Source organism: Gemmatimonadota bacterium (assembly GCA_009838845.1).
Lineage (GTDB): Bacteria > Latescibacterota > UBA2968 > UBA2968 > UBA2968 > VXRD01.
The window spans coordinates 1-4,602 of sequence record VXRD01000156.1 but is presented as its reverse complement, the minus strand read 5'-3'; the positions used below and the strand labels follow the sequence as shown (position 1 = coordinate 4,602).

Below are 4,602 nucleotides of genomic sequence, written 5' to 3'. Positions count from 1 at the left end.
ATATATGCCTATGAACATAAATAAACCCATAAAATTCCCTTATTTTTCATTTATGATCGTAACCGGACGAAAAATAAGGGAATTACGGCACGCAAAAAACTGGTCTCAACTCGACCTCGCCAATGCGGCCAATATTGACCAGGCAACAGTATCTCGCATTGAAGCAGAGACAAAAGTGCCCCGAACCGATACTCTGGTCGCTATTGCTACTGCCCTGGGCGTTTCGCCAGAGGTCCTTTTGGGTGCGAATCCCGAAACAACTATCGTTTACCCGCGAGAGCGCGATCCCGAGTTGAGCAGTATTGTGAGCGATCGGATTAATACACTCACAACAGAACAACTCAGAGAACTGAACATTTTACTGTCTTCTGAAGACGGAAAAGCTGTGCTTTCTGCCCTACTGCGCTTGCAAACAAAGGAATCACTGGAAAAAGTTCGCAGGCTTCTCGAAGTCTTAGGAGAGGAGTAAACGCCTCTCACGCCACATTACACAGACTCCATCGCCCTGTACAACGCCAGCGCATCATTTACATCCCGCGCATCGGGAAAAAAAGACAACACGCGCAACAGCACACCATCCACCACGGCATCGGGACACGAAGCACCACATGTCAGTGCGACATCCACAGGTCTTTTATCGGGCAACCAATTCTCGGCAATCTCCACCCCATGCGACCTGAGACAATAGTGCCGAATTTCGCGTTCTGAAATCAACTCCCCGGCATCCTTCACAAAAAATGTTGGCATGGCTTCCTCGCACAATTCTACAATATGCGATGTATTCGAAGAATTGTAGCCCCCTACAACCAGAGCGATGTCTGCCCCCTGCTCGATAAGCGTGTATGTCGCATTCTGATTTTCGTTGGTGGCATAACAAAGCGTATCTGATGTATCCGCAAAATGATCTTCGATATTCTCCGCTCCATACCGATCTGTGAGTGCCTGCCGAATGATCTCAGCTATTTTATGCGTTTCAGTAGCCAACATCGTCGTCTGATTCACCACACCGATACGCGACAAATGGATGCTGGGATCAAATCCCTGTGAGCACTTGTGTCTAAAATACCGTTCAAAAGCACCGAGATCGCGTTTGCCCCGAATAATATCTGATAGAATACGCGCTTCTTTCAAATTCAGTACAGCTACGACCTCTGCATTTTGAACCGCGTGTGAAAAAGTCGCCCGCGTCTCTTCGTGTATGGTCTTTCCGTGAATGATAACAGTATAATCCCCATCGCCCAATTGGGCACTGCGCTTCCATACCCTTTCGACAAATGGACATGTGGTATTGTACTGATAAGGATCAATCCCCCGCCGGGCCAACTCCTCTTGCGTTCCCACAGTTGTACCAAAAGCAGGCACCACCACGATATCTTCGGGTACGAGTTCGTCCCACGGAATGAGCTGTTCGCCAGACGGCGTAAACATAAACTGCACGCCGCGATCCTGCAGGTCTGCATTCACATTGGGATTGTGAATCATCTCACTCAGGAAAAACACGCGCCGGTCCGAATGGGCTTCCAGGGTCTTATACGCAATTTCAATGGCATTCTCCACGCCAAAGCAAAACCCAAAATGCCGCGCCAAAAAAAACCTCACAGGCCCAAAATCCAGCACCGAAGGCTGCAAATCGCGCTTTTTGGGATCTGATAATTGTCGCGCTCTTTTGACCTGCGAAATAATCGGACTTTTATAAAATTCTGGAATCTCAAATTTTCGTGCCATGATGTCTCATTCCTCAAATGGGAGCACAATTGCTTCGCCCGTTTCAATGGACTGATAAGCAGCCAACGCAATCTCCACGGCGGCCCGACCATCTGCACCAGACACCGGTGGATCCTCCCCATTGAGCACCGCCTCGCAAAATGCGCGAATCTCCTGGCTCACCGGGCTTTCATCTTGCGATAACTCCGATGCAGCAACCGCCGTTTCACCACCGTCGTATCGCTTGTAGCGCAAACCACCTTCACCACCCCAAAACGTAGGAAAGACCACCGAGCCTTCGGCGCAATCCAACCGCCCGCCATAACCGCCAATAGCACTTGCCTGACTCGAATGCAATACCCCTACCCCACCGTTTTTGAATCGGATCGATACGAGTGCCACATCTGGAAAATCCGTCTCCATCTGTACGAACTGTCCACCCGCCGCAGAAACCGATTCCGCATCGCCCATCACAAAACGCATAAAATCGATTTCATGCGCATTCACTTCCATCAGCGTACCGCCACTTTTATCCCTTGACTTTCGCCACGATGCAGACCACACACCGCCCCAGCCACCGCCCAGGCGATGTACCATCAAACACAAGGGCGTTCCCAAATCGCCCCCACGAGCCAAATCGCGCACCTTGCGATGCACAGGGTGAAAGCGACACACCAGCCCAATACCCAACTTAACCCCACCCTGCTCACACGCGGCGATCATCGCATCACACCCCGCCAGTGTCGGCGACATGGGCTTTTCGCAAAACACATGCACGCCCGCCTGGGCTGCTGCAATCGTGGGATCAATGTGCAAAAACGGCGGCGTGGCAATCATGACCGCCTGCACATCCTCCCGCGCCAGCATATTGTGATAATCCACCTCGTAATCGCAGTCTATTTTCTCAGATAGTGCCTGGCCTTTTTCACTATCCACATCGCTGACACAAACCACTTCAGCGCAGTCCAGGTCCCGCGCACCATTGGCCAGACTCGCGCCCATATTGCCGCATCCAATCACACCCAATCCGAGTTTTGTCATCCATTCCTCCAAACAGTGTTGAATACAAAAACAGGTTATACCATATTTTAGGAAAAAAGTCAATCCCCTTTCAACCCGTTTCAAAAATCACTTTGAAATTATCTAAAATGAAAATACCATGTCTCAAACAGAGAAAGGAGCATCCCAATGCCTGCACTCAACGCCACCATGTGGACCTATCCCTGGGATTTGCGCGACGAAGGTTATGACGCCGTTCTCCACAAACTTCGCGAAGAAGTTAAACTCGATGCCATCAACCTGGCATCGGCTTACCACACCTTTGACATGCTGCGTCCCCATCTCCCTGCCAATAACACACTCGAGGTCTCACAATCAGCAATTTATTTCGAACCACAAGAATCGCTCTACGGCGCGATCAAACCACATGTTAGCCCTTTGATGCAAAATGAAAACTGGTGGGGCGAAGCAGCAAGAGCCGCAACATCCGCTGGTATAAATCTCAATTCATGGACCGTCTTTTTTCACAACTCCCACCAGGCGCAATCCCATCCTGAATGTGCCGAAGTCCGCTGCACAGGTGACATCAGCACATCTGCCCTCTGCCCGGCAAATCCAGACGTGCGTGCCTTTGCCATCGCGCTCTCTCGCGATCTGGTTCTCAACTACGGCATCTCCCTCCTCGAATGCGAAGCCCTCGCCTACTCTGGTTGGGGCCATCTGCACTACCACGCCAAACACGGCATTGACCTGGGCTCTGGCGGACGCTACCTCTTTTCACTCTGTTTTTGCGATAGCTGCAAAAAACGAGCGATGGAAGCCAATATCGACATTGCCCGGCTACAAAGCACTGTCACCGCAAAAATCCGCACGGCCTTTGAAACCGGTCAACCCGTTCGGGAAACGATCACAGACCTCAAAAGTACAATACCAGACCTCGAAGCATTTGACGCTATGCGCGAAGAAATTGTCACATCCCTCGTGCGCGAACTCAAAGCGTCCGTTGATGTCCCGCTCTCCTATATCTTGATGGGCGATTCACAAATCACGGGATCGAATCCCAAAGCCATTGCACAAATTGCTGACAGTGTAGAAATTCTTTCTTATACTGCTGATCCCCAACGCACCAGAACGCGAGTCTCTGAACTCTTACCCATCCTCCAGAGTCCAGACCAACTCGTTGTCGGACTTCAAGCCTATCCCCCAGCCTCCTCCGATGCAGAAACCCTCTGTGCCAATCTACAAGCGGCCCGAGAACAAGGCGTGACCAAATTCGCCTTTTACAACTACGGCATCATGCCGCTCTCCGCGCTCGATTGGGTTCGCCAGGCGATCCAATAGACGGATCATAGCACACACCATCATCTTTTTCGAAAGGACATATACTATATGCCCATTATCGACGCAACGCACCTCCGAACCCTGCAACGCGAACTCTACAGTGCTGCGGGATTTCCAGAAGACCAGGCTCACATCGTAGCCGACCATCTCGTGGATGCCAACCTCTACGGGCACGATTCTCACGGTGTTATTCGCACGCCGGGCTATATTCGCGCCATAACAAGCGGCAACATCAAACCCGTGCGCGAACTCAAAATCATTCGAGAAACCCCCGTCTCAGCCGTCATTGATGCCGAGCGCACTATCGGCATTGTCGTCGCCCACAAAGCCATGCAAATGGCGACCAACCGCGCCCTCGAACACACCATTGGCGCCGTAGCCGTTCACCGATCCAGTCACATCGGTCGCCTGGGCGATTATCCGCCCAAAGCAGCTGAACGCAACTGCATTGGCTTGCTCATGCTCAACGGCGGCGGTCGCTTCACCGCCCCCTTTGGCGGCACGAGCCGACGCCTCCCCCCCAATCCCATAGCCTTCAGTGCCCCCACCCCCCACGGT

5 protein-coding genes are annotated in these 4,602 nt (G+C 51.8%); 3 read left to right on the top strand and 2 right to left on the bottom strand.

From position 1 onward, the window contains the following. Positions 1–469 (top strand): helix-turn-helix domain-containing protein (locus tag F4Y39_21975; GenBank protein MYC16405.1); only part of this gene is annotated, 469 nt, incomplete at its 5' end. 17 nt (positions 470–486) lie between these two features. On the opposite strand, the gene F4Y39_21970 is transcribed toward F4Y39_21975, so the two are convergent. Next, positions 487–1,725: a 4-hydroxy-3-methylbut-2-enyl diphosphate reductase gene (locus F4Y39_21970; GenBank protein ID MYC16404.1), complete on the bottom strand. Its 1,239-nt coding sequence runs from the start codon at positions 1,723–1,725 to the stop codon at positions 487–489. Positions 1,726–1,731: 6 nt separating this feature from the next. Further along, the gene (locus F4Y39_21965; GenBank protein ID MYC16403.1) at positions 1,732–2,745 is read right to left on the bottom strand and encodes a Gfo/Idh/MocA family oxidoreductase; all 1,014 of its coding nucleotides are present in this window, start codon (positions 2,743–2,745) and stop codon (positions 1,732–1,734) included. A 147-nt stretch (positions 2,746–2,892) separates the two neighbouring features. Between F4Y39_21965 and F4Y39_21960 the strand changes: the two genes are divergently transcribed. Both F4Y39_21960 and F4Y39_21955 read left to right on the top strand, forming a co-directional pair. Next, entirely contained in the window at positions 2,893–4,044 is a 1,152-nt protein-coding gene (locus F4Y39_21960) for a hypothetical protein (protein ID MYC16402.1), read from the top strand. Between the two features lie 48 nt (positions 4,045–4,092). Further along, on the top strand, positions 4,093–4,602 hold a 510-nt coding region (locus tag F4Y39_21955; protein MYC16401.1), incomplete at its 3' end, for an Ldh family oxidoreductase.

Excerpts from the sequence above, each read along its gene's own strand:
- F4Y39_21970 (MYC16404.1), bottom strand. The coding sequence starts at position 1,725 with ATGGCACGAAAATTTGAGATTCCAGAATTTTATAAAAGTCCGATTATT.
- F4Y39_21965 (MYC16403.1), bottom strand. The coding sequence starts at position 2,745 with ATGACAAAACTCGGATTGGGTGTGATTGGATGCGGCAATATGGGCGCG.
- F4Y39_21960 (MYC16402.1), top strand. The coding sequence starts at position 2,893 with ATGCCTGCACTCAACGCCACCATGTGGACCTATCCCTGGGATTTGCGC.